This window comes from Gemmatimonadota bacterium (assembly GCA_041390105.1).
Taxonomy (GTDB): Bacteria; Gemmatimonadota; Gemmatimonadetes; order Longimicrobiales; family Gaopeijiaceae; genus JAGQIF01.
Map to the genome: position 1 here is coordinate 263,017 of JAWKQO010000004.1, position 19,672 is coordinate 282,688.

Below are 19,672 nucleotides of genomic sequence, written 5' to 3' on the forward strand. Positions count from 1 at the left end.
GTAGGTAGGGCCCGAGGGACCGACATTCCCATACCGGAGGAACCACAGAATGTCCCGACGTTCCAAGCAGGGCGTGATCGCGGCCGCGTTGGCCGCGCTCGTCGCCACGGCGTGCTCCGGCGGCGACGCCGCCAATTCGGCGGAGGCCGCCCCGGCCGGAGACGCCGCCTCGATGGCGGTGGCCGACAACGTCAGCGGCTCCATGAAGGGGCTCTACGGCATGACGACGGCCGTCCTCAAGGCTACCGCCGAGAAGGTGCCCGAGGACCTCTACGGCTTCCAGCCGACCTCCGAGGTTCGCACCATGGGCCAGATCCTCGCCCACGTGGCGGGAGCCCAGTTCCTTTTCTGCTCGGCCGCGGCCGGTGAGCAGAGCCCCAACTCGGAGAACTTCGAGGAAACGCGTACGTCCAAAGCACAGATCATCGAAGCTCTGAGTATGGGCATCGACTACTGCAACCAGGTCTACGACAACATGTCGGACGCCCGGGGGCAGGAGATGATCCAGTTCTTCGGGAGTGATTGGGCCGTCAACGGCGTGCTCGCGTTCAACGCGGCGCACAACTACGAGCACTACGGCAACCTGGTCACGTACATGCGTATCAACGGCATCGTCCCGCCGTCGTCCGCGGGCGGCATGTAGACCGAAGCGTAGACGGAAGGAACCGAGGCGGGTCGATCCTGGTGGTCGGCCCGCCTCGTCGTTTCGGCGCCGCAGCGAGTGGTTCGCTCGCGCGGGGAGGCCTTCGCTCGCTATCCGCCCGCGATCGCGCCCACCACGAGCAGGGGCTCCCGTCCCTCCACTACCTCACGCGGGAGAGGGGCGTCCGGCGAGCCTTGGGACAGGTCCCGCTTGCAGGCGAAGAACCGCACGAAGTCGCGCCGTCGCCCCGTGGCCGGATCGCGCACGGTACCGCGCAGCGCCGGATAGCGCGCCTCCAGGGCATCGAGGACGGCCCGCGTGGTCACGGTCCCCTGCACATCCACCTCCACGGAACCGTCGATGGAGGCCAGCCGGCGGAGCGGTGAAGGGAGCTCGACGCGGATCATGACAGCGTCTGCACCTCGACCGACAAGACGGAGGGTAGATCGCGCACGATCGCCGTCCAGTGGTCGCCACCATCCGCCGAACCGTAGATCTGCCCTCCCGTGGTGCCGAAGTAGATCCCACACGGATCGAGGTGGTCGATCGCCATCGCGTCCCGCAGCACGTTCACATAGCAGTTTTGTTGCGGAAGGCCCTCGGTCAGGGCCTCCCACTCGTGCCCACCCGATCGACTCCGGTAGACCCGGAGCCTGCCTTCGGGGGGATAGTGCTCGGCGTCGCTCTTGATCGGCACCACGTACACGGTGTCCGGCTCGTGCGCGTGCACCTCGATCGGGAAACCGAAGTCGGAAGGGAGGTTCCCGCTGATCTCGTGCCAGGACTCGCCAGCGTCGTCGCTCCGCATCACGTCCCAGTGCTTCTGCATGAAGAGCACGTCCGGCCGCGCGGGGTGCTGGGCGATGCGATGGACGCAGTGCCCGACCTCCGCCGTAGGGTCCGGGATGTACTGCGACACCAGTCCGCGATTGATCGGCTTCCAGCTGGTTCCCCCGTCGTCGCTACGGAACGCTCCCGCGGCCGAGATCGCCACGAACATACGCCCGGAGTGAGCGGGATCCAGCACGATCGTGTGCAGGCACATGCCCCCGGCGCCCGGTTGCCAGTGCGGCCCCGTGCCATGGCTGCGCAGGCCCGACAGCTCCGACCAGGTCTGTCCACCATCCGCCGAGCGAAACAGCGCCGCGTCTTCGACGCCGGCGAAGACCAGGTCCGGGTCGTCGTGCGAGGGTTCCAGGTGCCAGACCCGCTTGAACTCCCAGGGATGGGGCGTGCCATCATACCACTGATGCGTGCCGGGCACGCCGTCGTACGCGAACTCGTTGCCGACCGTCTCCCAGCTGCGGCCCCCATCGTCCGACCGCTGCATGACCTGCCCAAACCAGCCGCTGCTCTGTGACGCGTAGATCCGGTCGGAGTCCGCACGGGAACCCTTGATATGATAGATCTCCCAACCCGCGAAGTGCGGACCGTCAATCTGCCAGCTGCGGCGGGCGCCATCCGACGTCAACACGAACGCGCCCTTCTTCGTCCCGACCAACACGCGCACACCGCTCATCCCACCCTCCTCTCGAATCGTCCCATTGGTCGCAGAGCGCGGAGGAGGTCTTCCAGCGCAAGCCCCCAGATGCGCTCAGGCGCGTGCCTCCGCGATGACCTCGACCAACCGATCGATCTCCGCGGTGGTGTTGTAGAACGCAGTGGACACGCGGATCGCGTTGTGCCCATCGCGCTGGTGTTCATCGATGTGGGTCCCAGCCCGCTCCTCGATGAGCGGAACCGCCGCCAGGGCATCCAGATCACCCTTGACGAAGATCGTCGAGGCCGGAGCGCTCAACTCTCTAGCGCCGCTGACCAGTGTCAGGCCCGGCACCTCGGCCAGGCGCGCCTTCAGGTGATCGGACAGCACGCGACAGCGCTCCTCGATGCGTCCCAGGCCAAGGGTTCGTACGAAGTCCAAAGAGGCGGCGAGGGCAGCGCGCACCGGGAAGTCGGCTGTCCCCGGAGGATCGTAGGCCGGCGCCTCCAACGTGGCATCGTGCGCGAAGGCGGTGCGGATGCGCGAGCGCGCCTCCTCCCGGACGTACAGAAACCCGGTCCCGGCCGGCCCCAACATCCACTTGTGAAGGCTGGCCGAGTAGGCATCGCAACCCAGCTCGGACAGGTCGATGGGGAACTGACCCACCGCCTGGGCGCCGTCCACGAGGCAGAGGAGATCACGCGCGTGCGCCAGTTCCGCCAATTCCCGCACCGGGTAGCGATGACCACCGCGCGTGACGTGGCAAAACGCGATGGCACGCGTGCGCGGGGTGAAGGCCGCCTCCATGCGCTCCAGGACCTCGCCTGTGCTCGGCAAAGGGCTGGGGATGAACACCTCGCGCACCGCCACTCCATCGCGGCTTTGCCGGAAGGCCCAGGGTCGCGATCCGGCGGGGTGCTCCTGGGTGGTGATCAGCACCTCGTCACCCGGCTCGAGCCGGGCGCCGACCGTCTGCAGGTGCAACGCTTCCGAGGCGTTGCGGGTCAGCGAGAGCTCGTGGGCAGCGACGCCCAGCAGCGCGGCCAGCCCCGGCAGCACCACATCGGCGATCTGCTCCTGCAGCGCGTGCTTTCCGTGCAGCGGCTCTCTGGAGATCGCGGCGTAGCCCGAGTGGACGGCCTCGACCACCTGCGCCGGAGGCATGCCCAGACTGGCGTGGTTCATGTACACCACGCCGGGATCGAGCAGGAACTGCGCGCGCACGTCCGCCCAGGCGGCGTCACTCGTGCCGGCGGGCGCGCGTAGCGGGGGTCGATCCGCTGCGGGGTCGTCCACGCCCGCGCCGCAGGCCCCAAAGGGCGACAGTGCCACCCCCGCCGCGGTCGTGCGCAGAAAGCCCCGCCGGGAAAGCGGGATGGATCGGCGATCGGGCACGGCGGGCCTCGCGGTCGGATGCGTGCCGCAGGCTACAGTGCGGCCCCCGCGAACGCCAGCCCGACCAGGATGCCGAACAGACCGGTTGCACGCGCTGTGAGTGGGAGCGCCGGCAACAGCGCACGCGCGTCTTCTTCCAGGAGCACCAGGCGCAGCGGGCGAGCCAGCGCCGCTACGACCGCGAGGCCCACCAGAACCCAGCGGGGCCACCCGTAGAGCCACACACCGATCGGCAGGGCCAACACCCCAGCGCCGACCATGACGAGGTATTCGGCGCGCCCCGCGCTCCGCCCCAGCAGCACCGGCAGCGTGCGCTTGCCCGCCGTGCGATCGGTGGCGAGATCACGCAGGTTGTTGGCGGCCAGGATGGCCGTGGAGAGCGCACCCACCGCCAGCCCCGCCAACAACAGGTCCCCTCTCCACTCGAGGGCCTGCACCCAATAGGTGCCACCCACCGCCACCGGGCCGAAGAAGATCAGAACGAACAGGTCGCCCAGGCCGTTGTAGGCCAGGGGGAACGGCCCGCCCGTATACGCCCATCCTGAGAGCAAGGACAGCACGCCGATCACGAGGATGGGCAAGCCTCCCACGCCGACGAGATAGATCCCTACCAGCAGCGCCGCTCCGAACGTCAGGAAGGCCGCCCGCCGTACGGCCGCCGGCGGAATGAGCCCCGCCTGCGTGACGCGCTGCGGCCCCACCCGCGCCGACGTGTCACCGCCACGCTCGTGGTCGTAGTAGTCGTTCGCCAGGTTGGTGCCGATCTGGATCAGGATGGCACCGACCAGCGCCGCCAACGCCGGCAGGGGCCGGAACTGGCCCTGCCACAGTGCATAGCCGATCCCGATCCAGACGGGCGCCAAGGCTGCGGTCAGGGTCTTGGGACGGGAGGCCTGGATCCACAGCCCGAGCGAGGGCATCGAAGCGGTCTCAGGGAAGCCAGGGATACTGACGGAAGTCGGGCGGCCGCTTCTCCAGGAACGCGTTCTTCCCTTCCCTGCCCTGTTCGGTCATGTAGAAGAGCAAGGTGGCGTTGCCAGCGAGCTCCTGCAGACCCGCCTGCCCATCCACGTCGGCGTTGAAGGCCGCCTTGAGGCAACGAATGGCGAGCGGGCTCTTGTCCAGGATCTCTTGCGCCCACGCATAGCCCTCATCCTCCAGCTGGTCGACGGCGACCACCTTGTTCACGAGGCCCATGTCCAACGCTTCCTGTGCTCCGTACTGGCGACACAGATACCAGATCTCGCGTGCCTTCTTCTGACCCACGATGCGGGCCAGGTAGGAGGAGCCGAACCCGCCGTCGAAGCTGCCCACCTTGGGACCGGTCTGTCCGAAGACGGCGTTGTCGGCGGCGATCGTCAGGTCACAGACCACATGCAGGACGTGCCCGCCTCCGATGGCGTACCCCGCCACCAGGGCGATGACCGGCTTGGGCATGGTACGGATGAAGCGCTGCAACTCGAGCACGTTGAGGCGCGGCACTCCGTCACGACCCACGTAGCCCGCCTCGCCCCGCACCCGCTGATCGCCCCCCGAGCAGAACGAGTACTTGCCGTCCTGGGCCGGGCCATTCCCCGTCAGCAGTACGACCCCGATGCCCGTGTCCTCGTTGGCATCGCGGAATGCCTCCGACAGCTCGAACAACGTCTCGGGCCGGAACGCATTCCGGACCTCGGGTCGATTGAACGCGATGCGTGCGACGCCGTTGCTCTTGTGATAGGTGATGTCTTCGTAGTCCTTGACCTTCTGCCAATCCGGCTTCGTCATCGTCCTCAGGATGGTTGTTGGGACAGTGCGCGTTCGACCGCGGCCTGGACGGCGGCGGCCACGTCCCGCTGTCTGCGGTCGTTGGCATCGCGGTCGCTTCGAACCTGCAGGATACGGACGCCGCCGGCCGCCAGCGCGTCCTGCACCGCGATCCCCATGGCGTCCGCCCTGACCTCGGAAAAGGGAAGATCGTACAGTGCGGCCGCGTGGCGGAAGTCCAGTCCGTGCGGGGTGGCGAAGTAGCGTGTGAACTCCGGTTCGTGCGTGCGGATGGGCAACCGGTGGAAAATGCCGCCCCCGTCGTTGTGCACCACCACCAGCACCAGTTGAAGATCCTGTTCCCGCGCCGCCAGCAGCCCGTTCATGTCGTGGGCGAAGGCAAGATCACCCAGGAGGGCCGCGCAGGGCCCGCCGGCTTCGCGGGCCACACCCAGGGCGGTGGAGACGATGCCGTCGATGCCACTCGCCCCTCGATTGCCCAGGATGCGGAGCGCGCGCGCCTTCGGCGCCACGAACGCGTCGACGTCGCGGATCGGCATGCTGTTGGAGACGAAGAGCGTAGCGCCCTCCGGCAGGGCCTCTGCCAGGTCGTGAGCGATGCGCCCCTCGAAGGGCTCTTCGGCTAGCGCCTGCGCCAGGACCGCCCCGGCGGCCTGATCGGCTCGCCTCCAGCGCTCGTTCCAGCCCGAGTGCCCCCACCCGCCGCCGAGGGCCCCGGCCAACGCGTCCATAGCCTCCAGCGGATCGGCACGCAGCACCTCGGTGGCCACGGCCATGTGGTCCTTCCAACGCGAGCCGGAGTCGATGACGAGATGCGGCACGTCCAACGACTCGAGCCAGTCGAGGAGGGGCTGTGAAGTGGGGCTGGCGCCGATCCTCACGATCAGATCGGGAGAGAGGGCGCTGCGAACGGCCGGGCTGCGCAGAAACAGGTCGTAGCCGCCGATCACGGTGGGCGCGAGCACGGACGCCCGCCGTGCCCCCGACAACGGGTCGGCAAGCAACGGAAAATCGGTGATGGCGGCTGCACGCTCGGCCGCGGCGCGGCTGCGTGCATCGTCACTGGCCGGCCCTGCCACCAGGAGCCCGCGCGAGGATCGACTGACCGCCGTGGCCAGCGCCTTGAGGCTTTCCTGGTCCAACGCCGGCCGGGCCCGTCGCACCCGGGTGTAGGGCGCCCCACCGTCCCGACCCTGCACGGCCAGCGGCCAGCGCTCCTGCACATCGTCCGGCACGTCTCCCGGTACCGGTGTCGGCTCCAGCGGCTTCGAGAACGGCACGTTGAGATGGACCGGCCCCGGCTCGGGCTGCCCCGAGGCGGCCACCGCGCGCGAGGCCACCTGGCGCAGGTGCTTGAGCGTCCGCTCGGAGGCCCGGGGCTCCGGACATTCCCAGAACCAGCGCGCATAGCCTCCGAAGATCCGCACCTGATCGATGGCCTGGTTGGCGTCGGCACCCCGCAGCACCACGGGCCGATCTGCAGTGACCAGGAGCAGCGGCGTTTCGGATTGCGAAGCCTCCACCACGGCAGGGAGCAGATTGGCCACCGCAGTGCCGGAGGTGGTGATGACCACCGCCGCGACACCGCTCGCCTTGGCCAGCCCCAACGCGAAGAAGCCCGCGGAGCGTTCGTCCAGGTGGACGTGGAGGTGCAGGTCACCGCGGGCGGCCGCAGCGAGTACCAGGGGCGTCGAGCGCGAGCCGGGCGCGACGCAGACGTGGCGCACACCCGCACGGGCGAGCTCGTCCACCAGCACCTGGGCCCAGAGCTGGTTGCGATTCGCCCAACTCATGCGCTTCCCGCCAGCGCGCGCCCCGCCGTCTCCAACTTGAGTTGCGTCTCCTCCCACTCGCGCGTGGGGTCGGAGCCCTCCACGATGCCGGCCCCGGCGAAGAGATGACAGCGGCCTCGCTCCAGCAACGCGCAGCGCAGCGCAGGAGCGGTCACGCCGTTGCCGCGCAGGTCGAGCCATCCCACGGGCGCACCATACCACCCTCGATCGAACCCTTCCTGGTTCTCGATGAACTCGAGCGCAGCATCACGGGGCTGCCCGCACACCGCTGGCGTCGGATGCAGGCGCTCGATCAGATCGAGCACGCTCACCCGCTCCGGTAGGCGGGCGCGGATGCGCGTTTCCAGGTGGTGGATGTTGGGGAGAGTCAGGATGTGCGGCTCGCCATCGGCACTCACGTCCGCTCCGAGCGCCTGCAGGCGCTCGATCATGTCGCGCACCACGAACCCGTGTTCTCGCAGGTCCTTGTCGCTCGCGGACAGGCGCGCGCGCGCTTCACGATCGGCGGTGTCGTCAGCCCCCCGTGCGATCGACCCCGCCACGGCGGTCGCGTGGGCCTCGCCATCGTGCACCCGGGCGAGCGTCTCCGGCGATGCGCCGAGCAGGGCACGACCAGGCTCCGGTTCGAACAGGAAAACGCGCGCCTCGGAGCCGGGCGCGTAGAGGCGCCGGGTCGCGGTGAGCGCGTCGACGCCCCTGTAGGGGTCCACGCTGACGGAACGGGCCAGCACCACCTTGCGGAATCGCCCACCCTGGATCGCCTCCAGCGCCATGCGGACGTTGCGGGTCCAGGCGGCGAAGGAGGCTTGGGTTTCGGGCGCCGCGCTCCAGGCGACCGGCGCGGAGGCGCAGGGAGAAGCGGCAGGCTCGTCTGCGAGCGCGGCCTCCAGCGCGGCGAGTTCATCTCTCAGCCCGGCGCGCACGGGCCGCTCGTCCTGGCCGGCGGTCAGCCGCGCTCGCGCGATGAGCCGATAGGCTTCCCCGTCTGTGCGTAGCTCGACCTGCGGCACCTGGAAGCGCGCGGACGGAAACGCCGACCAGCGGGGATCGCTCGCTCCATGGCGGGAGAAGGAGAAGCCGCCGAACAGTCGCAGGTCCTGGTCACCGACCGGATCGTCGGCCCCGAGCGCGCGCAGCGCCGTCCGGAGTCGTCCGACCCGGGACGGCTCCGCGCAGGTCCAATCCCAGGCGAGACCGCCGTGGGCAACCCATCCGCCCCCTCGTCCCCAAAAGCCCCGGGGCCTCCCGCTGAAGCGGCTGAGCAGCGCCCAGGGCGAGGCGCGCACCACTCGTAGCGACTCGGAAACCAGAATGGGAGTCACGGCCTCGGGCTCTTCGCCCGGGGGTGCCGTGACGAGCAGGGAGGGGTCGAGTTCCGACACAGGGCCAGGTTCGGGTTCCGGAAGGGTGACCCGGCAATATCAGCGCGACGCTGCCGGCCTCCAAGTCCCGGCGACGCCCGTGCCGGACCCCCGCCGGAGAGACCTCCCCTACCTCCCTGTCAACAAAGCAGTTAGGGGCGTCACCCCGAGGCAGGCAGCTCGGTGAAGGCCTCAGCCTGGAAGGTGAGCTCCTCGTCCGCCGTGTTGCGTCGGTAGTCGATGACGATGTTCAGCGGAACGCCGAACTCGGCGTCGTAGGTGACGTCCAACTGATCGGCGTCCCGGTCCAACGCGTCCTCGACGACCGCGAAGAGGCCCTCCACGTCCGGGAACAACTCCGGAAGGCCCGCGAAGGAGCCCGGGGCCTCTCCCACCACCGTCCCGTCATCGACGTAGGTGCGGGAGACGACGACCCCGGAGCGGACCGTCACGCGCACCGCGCGCGTGACGTCGTAGCCGCAGAAGCAAAGCCGCCGGACGTCGAGGCGGTAGTCACCCACGCCGCGGTCCTGCCACAACTCACGGGCCTCCTGCAGGCGATCGCGGTCGGAATCGAAGCCCAGGGTCTCGCAGGCCCCCGCGCCCGCCAGCAGTGCCAGGCCGCACGCTCCCGCAGCCAGCGTCGACATCCCGATTCGCAGCGCTCTCACGACCCCTCCTCTCCGGCTCGCTCACCCGCCCTCGGGAAGGAAACGCTCCAGCGACCCGGTCCCGGACAGCTTCCTGCGGGCCGGACTCGCCCAGCCGGTCCACGGGCAGCCGACCGCTAACGAAGCCGTCGTCCGCTCACGTCCCCAGCCATGCCGCCCATGGTCCACGATCCGTCGTAGGTGTCGCCGTCGAAAACGAGGATCATCTCCATCATGTTCCCCATGGCGCTGGCGAACAGGCGCATCTCCTGACCGTTCCGCTCCACCGCGCTGATCGGGAAGGTGCCCATCCCCAGGTCGGCGTCCGGGGCGATGGTACCACCGTACTCCCCTTGGTCCTCCGTGATCGTGACCTCCCCCGCCACGGTCGTGCCCTGGGCCGACGTGATGAAGCTCCACGTCCCCACCGGGGTCCACACCGGCGCCGCCGGCGCGGCGGTTCCGCCGCCCACGCTGGCGCAGGCCGCCAGAGCTCCCACCAACGCCAAACTCCACGCGCGAGTGCGCATTGCGTCGTCTCCTTCCGAGGTTGCGCCGAGCCTCCCCTGGACGCGGCGCTCCGCTCCCTACGCCACCGGCCCCGCGGAGTTTCGCTGGAACCAAGGATCAGGGGGCGAGTACCGCGTGCCCGCGAAACCACCTTCAGCACACCCGCCGGGAGCGCCCTGCGATGACGGTCGAAGCCCTGTTCTCCGGCCCCTTCGGTCCCCTGCTCATCTTCGGCCTTCGCGTGGTGGACGTCTCGATGGCCACCATGCGGACGCTCCTGATCGTGCGCGGCGCGCGCCGGATCGTCCCCGTCATCGGCTTCTTCGAGGCACTGATCTGGGTGCTGGCGGTGGGGTCGGCCATCCGTCACCTGGACAGCGTCTGGCACATCCTGGGCTACGGGGCTGGGTTCGCGACCGGCAACCTGGTGGGTCTCCTGATCGAGGACCGCATCGCCCTGGGCGTATCCGCCATCCAGGCCATCTCCCCCACCCACGGCGGGGCCATTGCGGATGCCCTGCGCGCCGAGGGTCTGGGCGCCACCCAGATCGGCGGATACGGCTTGCATGGGCCCGTCGGTGTGGTCCAGACCGTCGTACAGCGGCGTCAGGTCCGACACGTGCTCGACGTCCTGCGCCGCATCGACCCTGAGGCGTTCGTCACGGTCGAGGAGCCGCGATCGATCCAGCGCGGGTGGATGTTCCCCTATCGGAGGAAGTAGCGCGCCTACCCGCCGACGCGCGTGGGCTGCGCGCGATTTTGGCGCGTGCCGTCTCCCAGCTGGCCTTCGACATTGAAGCCCCAACAGTGCGTGCGACCCCCGGCTTCCGTCCCGCACGTGTGGGCCCCGCTCGCCTGCACCGAGGTGAAGACCAGCCCACCTTGCGCGGGCACGGGAGAACGGCGGTCTTCGGTGGTGCCGTCACCCAACTGGCCGTAGGTGTTGCGGCCCCAGCAGTGCACGGTTCCCTCCGCATCCAACGCGCAGGTGTGCACGCCGCCCGCAGTGACCGATCTCCAGGGCCCTCCGACCACCGGTGTCGGCGAGGAGCGATTCTCCACGTCGCCGAGGCCGAGCTGGCCGTAGTTGTTCTGCCCCCAGCACGCCAGCGTCCCGTCGGACTCGACCGCACAGGTGTGGGCACTCCCCGCCGCGATATGACGAAAACGGCGCTCCCCGCCGATGGCCCGGGGCTCCATCCGGTCCTCGGTCCCCCCGTCGCCCAGCTGCCCGAACGCATTGCGTCCCCAGCAGTATGCGGTTCCTTCGGAGGCCAGGGCGCAGGAGTGCGTCCACCCGGCGGAGACTTCCTGAAGCGGACGAGACAGACGAATGCGCACGGGGGCGAGGCGATCGCTGCGCGTCCCGTCGCCCAACTGCCCGTTGGCGTTGGAGCCCCAACAGTAGCCTTGGCCCGCGCGGCTCACGGCGCACGTATGCGCAGGGCCGGCGGCGATGGAGCGGAAGCGCACCTCGGTCTGAACCGGAGTCGGATCGGTGTGCGCCGCCGCGTCTCCCGTGCCGAGCTGTCCACTGGCGTTGTCGCCCCAACACAGCGCGATCCCCTCGGGAGTCACCCCGCAGGTGTGTGCGAGTCCGGCCGCGATGGCGCTGAACTCGAATCCAGCTGCGGCCCCGACCGGCACCCGACTCCCGGCTCCGGCGCCCGTACCCAGCTGTCCGGTCTGGTTGCTGCCCCAGCAGCGCACCGCACCCGTCCCGGAGAGCTGACACGTGTGGGTACCGCCCGTCACCACGCCCGCCTGCACACCGAGGCGCGGATACACCAGACTGGCAGCGGCCGTGGCGGCGAGGTCGGGCTGATCGCGGAGCCGCGCGCTCAGCGAGGGCGTCTGCGACGCCTCTCCCAGCGTCCAGAACGCGCGCACCACACCGGCGGAATCGGACTCGGCCGCGTCCGGACTCACGCTGCCGTCACCGGACGCGATCCCGAACTCGACGGTCACCCCCGGAACGGGGTTGCCCTGAGCGTCGTGCACCACCACCACGATGGCTGAGTCGAGTTGGAGGTTGGGCGTCCCGGACTGCCGGTCCCCGGCCAGGATGCGGAGCGCCGCTGCCTGGCCCGCAGTGGCCACGGCCTCGAACGCCACGCCCGCTCCGTCTTCGTACCCTTCCACGCGGGCCACCACGTACTGCCGTTCGGCAGCCCGGCCCAGACGCCAGGTGGTGCGGGCGACTCCCAGGGAATCCGTGCGCGCGAGGATGGGAGAGACGTCCCCCCCGCCGATGGTCGCCTCGAAGAACACCCGCACGCCCGAAACCGGAACGCCCCCGGCATCCTCGACCCGGACCTCGATCGGCTCCGGCAGTCGGGTCCCCGCGGGGCCTCGTTGCCCGTCACCGGCCACCAGCTGCATGCGGGCCGGCTTGGTGCCCGGTGCCGCATCCGACCCGGCGGTGTCGTCCGTAAAGGCCACGATCACTGGGGGCGCCGAGGACTCGGGGAGCGGAGCGATGGCTCCTCCCAGGGGGTCGGTTCCACTGCGCACCCGGACTACCAACGCGATCGTCGAAGCAACAAGGATCACGCCCAGGCCGACCAGCACGGCCGCAGGAGGTCCCCTGCGCCCCGCCCCTTCCTTGTCGAAGCGCAGCGGCTGTTGCTGCCAGTCGGAGATGCCACGTGGGATCTGCGCGCTGGACGCGACGAAGGAGTCCTCCGGGAAGGGTCTCGCGGCCGCGGGAGCAGGCGTGGGCGCGGCGGGGTCCGCGGGGGAGCTCTCATACTCGGACGGGGGAACGCGGCGTCCCAGAAGTTCGAGATCCACCGGCGGAGGCGCGGACGGAGCCGGATAGCCCACGCCGGTCATGGAGGGTCCCGTTACGGGCGGCGCCGACCAACGACCCAACTCGGACGGCCGGGAGTCGGCCCCGGGCGCATCCTCCTCGTCGGCGTCTTCAGGAAGCGGGTCCGCCAGCCACGGAGCCCAGGCGGCCGTGCTGGGGGGCGACTCCAGCGAGCGAGCCAACGCCTCCACCTCCCGCTCGGCGTCGCGCCCGTAGCGACCGATGCGCCGGCGCCGGCGGCTCTGGAGGGCCCCGGTAATCAGCCTGCGGGCCGCGGAGATCAGGCCGAGTCCGACGGCGACCGCCGCCGCCCACCCCCACCAGGGAAGCCGCGACGTGGAACAGCCCCGAGCATCCACGACCTCGCCGGGAGCGGAGTCGGGACACCAGTCCGCGTAGACGGGAACGCCATCGCCATCCGCGTCGGGCTCCACCGCGTAGGGGTCGACGCGTCCGGCCGCGGTGGCCGTATCCTGGACGGGGAGCGAATCGATCACCCCGCTCAGGCCGGCAGCGACCGACGAGTCCGGGACCCTCCCGCCCGTCGAATCCAACGCGGCGGTCGAGTCCAACGCGGACAACGAATCCGTCTGGGCCGCGGAATCCGGGCGCGGCAGCGGCTCCTGGCCCGCGGCCCGGGGGACGGGCCCGGCGGCGGCCAGGAGACACGTCAGGACGGCGCTCCTAAAGGCGCGCCGCCGGATCAGGGTGTGAGGACGGAGACGGTGTTGGATACGATACACCACACGGGAGCACAGGCGGCGACGCGGTAGAAATACACCGTGCGCGAACTCACGGTGACGTCCGACCACGTCGTCGTATTCGGCGGCAGCGTCGCCATCGTCTGCCATCCCGAGCCGGTCAGTCGCTGCACTGCGAACTGCGTCTCGTTGGTGCTGTTGTCCACCCACTGCAGATCCACCTGGCTGCTGGTGGCGCCGGTCACGACGAGATTCGAGGGGGGGCTCGGCGGCATGGTGACCGCTACGCCGACCCAACCCGAGCAGCCGCTCGGGTTGCAGGCCCGGACCTGCCACTCGTGCGGCTCCCCGGGCAGGAGCCCGGAGTCCCGATAACTCTGGGTGTTCGGCGTCAGGTTCGCCACCTGGGTCCAGGGGCCCCCGGCCACACGCCGCTCCACCTCGAATCGGGACTCGTTCGTACTCGCATCCGTCCACCGGAGATCCACTTCCGTCGAGGACACGGGCGTCGCGGTCAGACCCGTGGGCGCGTTGGGCACGTTGGCGGGGGCGGGCGTCGTCACCGTCGCGGTGTTGGAGAAGGCGGAGCAGCCCAGCCCGTTGCAGGCACGGACCCGGTAGAGATAGGTGGCCCCCGCGGTCAGCCCGGAGTCGCCGTAGGTCGTTTGATCGAGCGGCAGCGTGGCAACCGTGCTCCAGCTGGCCCCGCCGTCGTCACTGCGCTCGACCTCCTGGCTCGTCTCGTTGTTGGCGTTGTCGGTCCAGCCCAGCTGCACCTCGGTGCCGCTGGTCGCGCTGGCGACGAGCGCAGACGGGGCCGCGGGCGGCGTGCCGGTGGGCGGCTGTACGGTCAAGGTCACCGCCACGAACCGGGGGCTGTTGGCCGCACTGCCCCGTATCTCGACCGAGGCATCGTAGCGACCGGGCGCCAGTGCAGCCGTCGCTGCGGTGAGCGTCAAGGTGGCCGGTGCGGCCGTCGCGGAGAGCGTGGAGGTCAGCCACCCCGTCGGTTGACCGGGTCCGTAGCTCACGGCCGTTCCCAACCCGGTCAATACGCCGTCCCCGCCATTGCGCACGGAGACGGACGTGGAGGGCGCGCTTCCCTGCCCCTGCACAGCGACCAGGGTCACGGCCGCGGGCGTCACCTCGATCGAGGGCGGCAGCGAGTCGACGACGTAGACCACGTCGAGGATGCGGGTGGCGACCCCGGGCCGGGACGACGATACCAAGACCTCGGCCCGGTAGCTCCCGGGCACCAGCGTCCGCCCGTCCGCCACCAACCCGAGCGAGGTCGGCGCGGTGGGGGAGCTGAGATTGGGGGTGAGCCATCCCGAAGGGCTCCCGCTCGGATAGCGGACGCTGGCAGCCAGTCCATCCAGCACACCGGCGCCGGCGTTGCGTACCTGCACGGAGCCCGTGGCCGTGGGTCGGCCACCCAGGGTCAGCGAGTCGGGGTCGACTCGGATGTCGGGACTGGGCGGCGCCACCGTGAGCGTGACGGCGATGTCCTGACTGGAGCCGCTCCGGTCCGAGCGGACCGTCACGCGCGCTCCGTAGGTCCCCACGGTGAGACCCGCCACGCGCGGTGAGAGCGTGAGCACGGTGGGCGCCGTGCTGGACGCGAGCGTTGCGTCCAGCCAAGCGCTGGCACCGCTTTGGTAGATGACATCGACGACCAGGTCGTTCAGCGTGACCCCGCCCCGGTTGTCCACTCCGATCCGCTCATCGGCTGGATCGGCCCCTCCCTCCACCGCGCTGAACTGGACATCCGCGTCCGAGAGTGCGACCTGCGCGGGAAGTCCGATCGATACCGCCGCGGATCCCGCCACTCCGGATCCGGTCGCCGTGACCGCAACGGTCCCCGGCGCCAACCCGGTCACGCGACCGCTGGCATCCACACTGGCGACGGCCGGATCGCTGGAGCTCCAATTCAGGGCCGGTCCGGACACCGCCGACCCGTCTCCCGAATACGCGGTGGCAGTGAGCTGCACCACCTCGCCAACCGCGATCTCGACGGACCGAGGCGCGATCTCGATCGAACTCACCGGAAGGGTGTTGACCGAAACGTCGTCGCACGCGGAGAAGACGGTGGCCGACACGACGCCCAGCCACGCGAACCGGTAGGAAACCCTGCGAAGCAAACCCCGAAACCCTCCTCAAGACCCGACGCACAGGGAATAGGTACTACCGGGGAAATGCGCAACAGGAAACGAGATCCGGCCATGTGACCCCGCTACGGGGCGGCGCGGATCCGCCAAGTGAGGAGTGGATGCGGCGCTGTTGCGTGGGCGCAGCGGCGCGAAGCGCGTCCGCCGTCAGGGAGTGAAGGTGACGAGCACGGTGACGGGCGCGGCCCCCGGTGTCGTGGATGCGATCACGACATTGGCCGTGTAGGTCGTTCCCGCGGCGAGACCCGCGACGTTCGTGTCGACCGTGAGCGAAAGCGTCGACGGGCTCGTGGTGGACGTCAGACTCGTGGAGAGCCAGCCGGTCGCGCCGCCCCCCGTGTAGCTGATGTTCGCCGACAAGCCGGACAACCCGTTGACTCCGCCCGCCCCGGAGTTGGTGATGTCGATGGTCTGCGTGTGTGAACCTGTGCCGACCGCGTCCGTGAACGTCTTGGAGATGTCGCTCACCGCAATCGTCGGCGGCGGTTCGACCACCATCACCACCTGGACGTCCCTGGGCGTGTTGGTGGCCCCGGCCACCTCGATGAACACCGTGGCCGCGTAGCTACCGGGAGCGAGACTGCCAGACGAGACGTTCAGGGTGAGCGTCGAGGGTGCCGACGTGGACGAAAGCACGGGATTCAGCCAGCCACCTCCTGTGACGTACGTGACGCTGGTGGTGATGCCTGGCATGGGATTGCCGTTCAGCTCCGTGATCGACACCTGGTCTGAGCCGCTCTGGCCCTGTTGCACGGTGATCTGCGAGGCGCCCTTGCTGATCACGATCGTAGGCGGCGGCGTCACGGTGAACGCCACGTTGATGGTGCGGGGGCTGTTGGTGACGCCGGTGGCCGTCGACGCGACCTGCACGGTCGCGTTGTACGTACCCGGCGTGAGCCCGCCCACATCGGCCTTCAACGTCACGGTGGCCGGTGCCGTCGTGGGCGAGATCGACGCGGTCAGCCAAGTTGCACCGCCGCTGACGGACAGCCCGTTGAGCGTGCCGGTTCCACCGTTGGTCACGCTCACGGTCTCATCGGCCGGGTTGCTCCCGCCCTGGATGGCCGCGAACGAGACGCTCGTCCGCGACAGCGCGATCGAAGGCGGCGCGGTCACCGTGTACTGCACCGCCACCGTTTGTGGGCTGTTGCTGGCCCCCGGAGCGGTCACCGAGATGGTGGCGTTGTAAGTACCGGGCGGTAGCGCGTCCGTGCTGGGCTGTACCTGCAGGTCCGCGGGTGCGGTGCTGCTCGTGAGCACGGGAGCCTTCAGCCAGCCGCTCCCCTGCTGGTAGGAGACGCTCGCCGCCAACCCGCTGAGCGTCTGGCCACCGGTATTGGTGATCGACACCGTCTTCTGCGCGGGAATGCCCGTGTTCTGCGGCGTGCTGAACGACAGCGAGCCCGTGCTCAGGCCGATGGCCGGCGGCGGCGGCGACACCACGAACGTGACCGCGATGACCTGCGGGCTGTTGGTCACACCGGGCGCCGTGGAGCTGACGGATACCGTGGCGTTGTAGGTTCCCGCGCTGAGCGCCCCGGTGGTGGCCGAGAGCGTGATGGTAGCGGGCGCCGTCGTGGGCGCGACCGGAGCGGACAGCCATCCGGTGGGCTGGCCGGCACCGTAGCTGACCGACGTGCTCAGTCCGGTGAGTTGCCCGCCCCCACCGTTGGTCACCGCGACGGTCTGCGAGGCTGGACTGGCCCCACCCTCCAACGCCTGGAATTCAAGCGGCGTGCTCGTTGACAGTACGATGCTGGGCGGGTTGGCCACCACGTAGCTCACCGATACCGTCTGAGGGCTGTTGGTCGCCGCGGTTGAACTCACGGTGAAGCTAGCCGTGTATGTTCCTGCAGTGAGTCCCGAGGTGTTCGGCTGCACCGTGATGGTGGTGGGCGCCGTCGTCCCGTTCAGGGTGACGTCCAACCACCCGTTGGCGCCCGACCCGTAATTGACCGTCCCCAGCGTCAGCCCGCTGAGCGGGGTGCTGCCCGGCACGGTGTTGGTCACATTCACGGTCTGCGCCGCCGGTTGTCCGCTGTTCTGCGTATGCGAGAACGTCAGAGAGGAAGGCGACAGCCCGATGGCCGGCGGGGGTTGCGTCACCACGAAGGCCACCGCGATCGCCTGCGGCGAATTGGTCACGCCGGCCGCCGTGGATGCGACGTTGATGGTGGCGTTGTAGGTGCCCGCGGGCAGTGAGCCCAGCGCCGCCGTCACGGTCAGCGTCGCGGGCGCAGCGGTGCCGGAGAGCGATGCCGTGAGCCACCCAGAGGTGCTCGCATAGCTGATGCTCGTGCTCAACCCGTCCAGGGTCGAACCACCCGTGTTGGTGATGCTCACGCTCTGGCTGGGCGGATTGGCGCTGCCCTGGGTCCCGTTGAACGTCAGCGCCGGGAGGCTCACGCCGATGGTCGGCGGCGCCGCCAACGTCAACGTCACGGACACCGAACGCGTGAGCGCCACCGGCGACGTGACGGGAACGGTCGCTGTGTAGGTCCCTGCCGCGAGCCCGGCCGTGTTGGGCGTCAGCGTCAGCGTGGCGGGCGCCGTGGTCCCGGACAAGCTCGCCGCCAGCCATCCGGAAGCACCGCTTCCGTACGTGATCGAGCCCACCGCCAGCCCGGTGAGGGGCTGTCCCCCGCCGTTGGTGACGCTCACCGTTTGCGCCGCCGGATTGGCCAGGCCCGCCACGCCGGCGAACGACACGCTGGTGGGGTTCAGCGAGATCGACGGCGCCGGTGTCAACACGATGAAGGTGACGGTCACCGGCTGCGGCGAGTTGTTCGCGCCGGCGGCGGTCACGTTGACCGTCGCCGTGTAGGTCCCCGCGGGCAGCGAGCCCGTGGCAGCGGAGACCGTCACGGTGGTGGGCGCGCTGGTGCCGCTCAGGGACGCGGACAACCATCCGGTGGGCTGCCCCGGCGTGTAGCTGACGGGAACGCTCAGCCCGCTCAGCGTGCCCGTCCCGGCGTTGCTCACCGACACGGTGCGCGCGGTCGGATTGCCGGCCCCCTGGATGGCGCTGAAGCTCAGTGTGTCCGTCGAGAGCGCGATCAGCGGCCCCGACGTGATGGTGAACCGCACCCGCAGGAACTGGGGAGAGTTGGACGCCACGCCCGCGACGACCTCCACGCTGGCTTCGTAGACGCCAGCCCCCAGGGCGCCCGGCACCACGGAAAGCTGCAGCGTGGTCGGCGCCGCCGCCGATGCCAGGGACGCCACCAACCAACCGGTGGGCTGACCCGGTGCGTAGGAGACCGCGGTCTGCAGCCCCGACAGCGTCCCTCCACCCAGGTTGGTGACCGAGACGTTCTGGGGAGACGGTGTCGAGGTCCCGACTGACCAGGCGAAGGTCACGGAGTCGGCCGACAGGCCGATCTGCGGTGCGCCACCGGCGGTCGTCACCGAGAACGTCACGTCGACGGTTTGTGGCGAATTGGCCGCTCCCGCTGCTTCGACCCGCACGGTGGCCCGGTATGTACCGGCCGCCAGTCCCGACTGGTTCGCTGTAAGGGTCAGCGCCGTCGGCGCGGTCGTCGCGCCCAGGCGCGCGCTGAGCCACCCGGACGGACCCGTCCCGAAGTCGATGGAGGTGGTCAGACCACTCAGGGTGCCCGAGCCTCCATTGGTGACCTGCACGGTCTGCGGCACCGGCACCGCCCCGCCACGCACCGCCTGGAATCCCACTGCAGTGCGATCGAGCTGGATCTGCGTTGCGGAGCCACGCACCGAAAGCGTCACGCGCACACCCGTGGGCGCATACCCGGGAGCCGAGATCTCCACGGACGCGCCATAGTCGCCTGGAGGCAGCGATCCGCCGTTCGCGGTCAACGTGAGGAGCGCCGGTGTGGTGGTGGAGGACAACCCTGCTGTCAGCCACCCCGCCGGCTGCCCGGCGTCGTAACCAACGGCCGCCTGCAGTCCGTTCGCCTGCACAGCCCCCGTGGCCGAGATGACGACTGCTTTGGGTCCGCTGGTCGACCCGCCGACCGCAGCGGTGAACGCAACGGAGGAACTGTCCACCTGGAAGCCGGCAGCGCTGCTTACGGTCACCTGAGCGGATCCCGTCACCCCACCGACGCGAGCCTGGATGGTGGCGGCGCCCACCGCGATGCCGCTCACGGTCCCTGACGCCGATACCGCCGCCACGCCGGGCGCGGTGCTGCTCCAGTCGATGGAGCTGGCCGAGAGAGGGCTGCCGTCCTCGTCACGCACCACCGCCTGCAACTGCCGGCTCTCTCCCACCGCCAGCGTGACGGACGCGGGCACCACCTCCACGGACACCACCAGCGGCGCCTGGACGGTCACCGCGTCGCAGCCCAATGCCAGCGCCGTGACGGCCAGGGCACTCCAGCAACGGGCTCGTGAAGCGAGGGAGGGGATCATTGC

14 protein-coding genes are annotated in these 19,672 nt (G+C 69.9%); 2 read left to right on the forward strand and 12 right to left on the reverse strand.

Annotated features, from left to right (window positions below; all coding sequences use genetic code 11):
• The first annotated feature begins 49 nt into the window (after positions 1-49).
• Complete coding sequence (locus R3E10_17740) at positions 50-643, forward strand: DinB family protein (GenBank protein MEZ4417602.1); 594 nt, start codon at positions 50-52, stop codon at positions 641-643.
• Positions 644-753: 110 nt separating this feature from the next.
• Here the strand turns inward: R3E10_17740 and R3E10_17745 are convergent, their stop codons facing one another.
• The 9 genes from R3E10_17745 to R3E10_17785 all read right to left on the reverse strand — a co-directional run bounded on the left by R3E10_17745 (position 754) and on the right by R3E10_17785 (position 9,619).
• The gene (locus R3E10_17745; GenBank protein MEZ4417603.1) at positions 754-1,050 is read right to left on the reverse strand and encodes a MoaD/ThiS family protein; all 297 of its coding nucleotides are present in this window, start codon (positions 1,048-1,050) and stop codon (positions 754-756) included.
• Complete coding sequence (locus R3E10_17750; GenBank protein MEZ4417604.1) at positions 1,047-2,162, reverse strand: sialidase family protein; 1,116 nt, start codon at positions 2,160-2,162, stop codon at positions 1,047-1,049. Before R3E10_17750 ends, R3E10_17745 begins: the two co-directional genes overlap by 4 nt.
• Positions 2,163-2,237: 75 nt before the next feature.
• Entirely contained in the window at positions 2,238-3,518 is a 1,281-nt protein-coding gene (locus R3E10_17755) for an aminotransferase class V-fold PLP-dependent enzyme (GenBank protein MEZ4417605.1), read from the reverse strand.
• Positions 3,519-3,550: 32 nt separating this feature from the next.
• Positions 3,551-4,438 (reverse strand): 1,4-dihydroxy-2-naphthoate polyprenyltransferase, encoded by an 888-nt coding sequence (locus R3E10_17760; protein ID MEZ4417606.1) that lies wholly within the window; start codon positions 4,436-4,438, stop codon positions 3,551-3,553.
• A gap of 10 nt (positions 4,439-4,448) precedes the next feature.
• Positions 4,449-5,285 (reverse strand): 1,4-dihydroxy-2-naphthoyl-CoA synthase, encoded by an 837-nt coding sequence (gene menB, locus R3E10_17765; protein MEZ4417607.1) that lies wholly within the window; start codon positions 5,283-5,285, stop codon positions 4,449-4,451.
• 5 nt (positions 5,286-5,290) lie between these two features.
• The gene (menD, locus tag R3E10_17770) at positions 5,291-7,078 is read right to left on the reverse strand and encodes a 2-succinyl-5-enolpyruvyl-6-hydroxy-3-cyclohexene-1-carboxylic-acid synthase (GenBank protein ID MEZ4417608.1); all 1,788 of its coding nucleotides are present in this window, start codon (positions 7,076-7,078) and stop codon (positions 5,291-5,293) included.
• Positions 7,075-8,460 (reverse strand): isochorismate synthase, encoded by a 1,386-nt coding sequence (locus tag R3E10_17775; GenBank protein MEZ4417609.1) that lies wholly within the window; start codon positions 8,458-8,460, stop codon positions 7,075-7,077. The genes menD and R3E10_17775 overlap by 4 nt, the downstream gene beginning before the upstream one ends.
• Positions 8,461-8,600: 140 nt before the next feature.
• On the reverse strand, positions 8,601-9,110 hold the full coding sequence (locus R3E10_17780; protein MEZ4417610.1) for a DUF6174 domain-containing protein: 510 nt from the start codon (positions 9,108-9,110) through the stop codon (positions 8,601-8,603).
• Positions 9,111-9,226: 116 nt separating this feature from the next.
• Positions 9,227-9,619 (reverse strand): hypothetical protein, encoded by a 393-nt coding sequence (locus R3E10_17785; GenBank protein MEZ4417611.1) that lies wholly within the window; start codon positions 9,617-9,619, stop codon positions 9,227-9,229.
• 161 nt (positions 9,620-9,780) lie between these two features.
• Here R3E10_17785 and R3E10_17790 point away from each other — a divergent pair, with 161 nt between their 5' ends.
• Positions 9,781-10,320, forward strand: coding sequence for a DUF5698 domain-containing protein (locus tag R3E10_17790; protein ID MEZ4417612.1), 540 nt, complete (start codon positions 9,781-9,783; stop codon positions 10,318-10,320).
• A gap of 5 nt (positions 10,321-10,325) precedes the next feature.
• Here the strand turns inward: R3E10_17790 and R3E10_17795 are convergent, their stop codons facing one another.
• From R3E10_17795 to R3E10_17805, 3 genes are all read right to left on the reverse strand, one after another.
• Entirely contained in the window at positions 10,326-12,992 is a 2,667-nt protein-coding gene (locus tag R3E10_17795) for a hypothetical protein (protein ID MEZ4417613.1), read from the reverse strand.
• Between the two features lie 122 nt (positions 12,993-13,114).
• Positions 13,115-15,253 carry a fibronectin type III domain-containing protein gene (locus R3E10_17800; GenBank protein ID MEZ4417614.1) on the reverse strand — a complete coding sequence of 713 codons (2,139 nt, stop codon included), beginning with the start codon at positions 15,251-15,253 and terminating at the stop codon, positions 13,115-13,117.
• 174 nt (positions 15,254-15,427) lie between these two features.
• Positions 15,428-19,669, reverse strand: coding sequence for a choice-of-anchor D domain-containing protein (locus R3E10_17805; GenBank protein ID MEZ4417615.1), 4,242 nt, complete (start codon positions 19,667-19,669; stop codon positions 15,428-15,430).
• Positions 19,670-19,672: the final 3 nt, after the last annotated feature.